Below are 1379 nucleotides of genomic sequence, written 5' to 3' on the forward strand. Positions count from 1 at the left end.
GGCATCTGTGGACGCCCCTTTGGATGCAAGCGGTATTTTCGGGTATGTTGGCACGTAGTCGGATGCTGTCATCTGTCCGGCCTCGATGAGCAGCGCCATAGCTGCGGGCCAGTATGGGAGTTCGCGGACCGGATCCATTTCAGCTTTGCGCGCTTGGGTAGCGCTCTGCCATTCCCTGGTTCTTCCGGCCCCGTCTCGCCGACTGTTGTGCCATACCCTCCTTCGACCGCCTACGTCCCCGACGCCTCTGACCGCCTTCTCAGCTTACGCCGAGACCGCGGCCGGAGCTCTGTAATCTTCGTCCTTGGTGAGCAGCGCCCAGACCATCCGCGCCATCTTGTTGGCGAGCGCGACCGAGACGAGCATGCGCGGCTTGCGCGCCAGCATCCGCTCCAGCCATGAGCCACTCTGAGCGCCGCGCCTGCTGGCTTGGAGCACCACAGAGCTTGCACCGATGATGAGCAGCCGCCTGATCGTCCGCTCGCCCATCTTGGTGATGCTGCCGAGCCGCTGCTTGCCGCCCGTTGAGTGCTGGCGCGGCGCAAGACCAAGCCATGCGGCGAAGTCGCGGCCTTTGCGGAACGTCTCGATCGGCGGTGCCAAGGCGATGATGGCAGTGGCTGCGATCGGACCGATGCCGGGGATCGTCATCAACCGCCGGGCCGCTTCGTCATCCTTGGCTCGGCGCGCGATCTCGCGGTCAAGCGTGGCGATCTGCTCGTCGAGCTCAGCCAGCAGGTCGATCATCAGCTTGAACATCGGGCGTGCAGCTTCCGGCAAGCTTGAGGCCATGTCCCCGTCTTGCAGAAGATCTGCCAGCATCGTCATGGACGCGGTGCCTCGCGGCGCAACCCAGCCATACTCGGCCAGGTGCCCGCGGATCGCATTGATCAGCTGGGTGCGCTGGCGCACCACCAGATCGCGGGTGCGGAACACGAGGCCTGCAGCCTGCTGCTCTTCGGTCTTGATCGCAACGAAGCGCATGCCGGGGCGCTGCGCAGCCTCGCAGATCGCCTCGGCATCGACCGCATCGTTCTTGTTCCGCTTCACGAACGGCTTCACGTAAGCTGGCGGGATCAGCCGGACATCGTGACCCAATGCCTGCAACTGGCGCGCCCAGTGATGCGCGCCGCCGCAGGCTTCGAGCGCCACCGTGCACGCCGGTTGACCGGCGAAGAACTCGAGCAGCTTGCCCCTCGTCAGCTTGCGACTGAACACCATCGCGCCGCGCTCATCGGCGCCATGCGCATGAAAAACGTTCTTTGCGATATCCAGACCAATCGTGATAACCTTCGACACGGACGCCTCCTCCAGTGGTGTTACAACACCTCCACTATGGCACATCGATGCCGTCGGGGGGCGTCCACCCCATCAGCTTT

At 64.2% G+C, this 1379-nt stretch carries 1 protein-coding gene; it reads right to left on the reverse strand.

Features of this window, described 5'->3' with window-relative positions:
* Positions 1 to 264: 264 nt before the first annotated feature.
* Complete coding sequence (locus tag AX708_RS13015; RefSeq protein ID WP_066112308.1) at positions 265 to 1299, reverse strand: IS110 family transposase; 1035 nt, start codon at positions 1297 to 1299, stop codon at positions 265 to 267.
* Positions 1300 to 1379: the final 80 nt, after the last annotated feature.

Source organism: Erythrobacter sp. CCH5-A1 (assembly GCF_001557115.1).
GTDB lineage: Bacteria > Pseudomonadota > Alphaproteobacteria > Sphingomonadales > Sphingomonadaceae > Erythrobacter.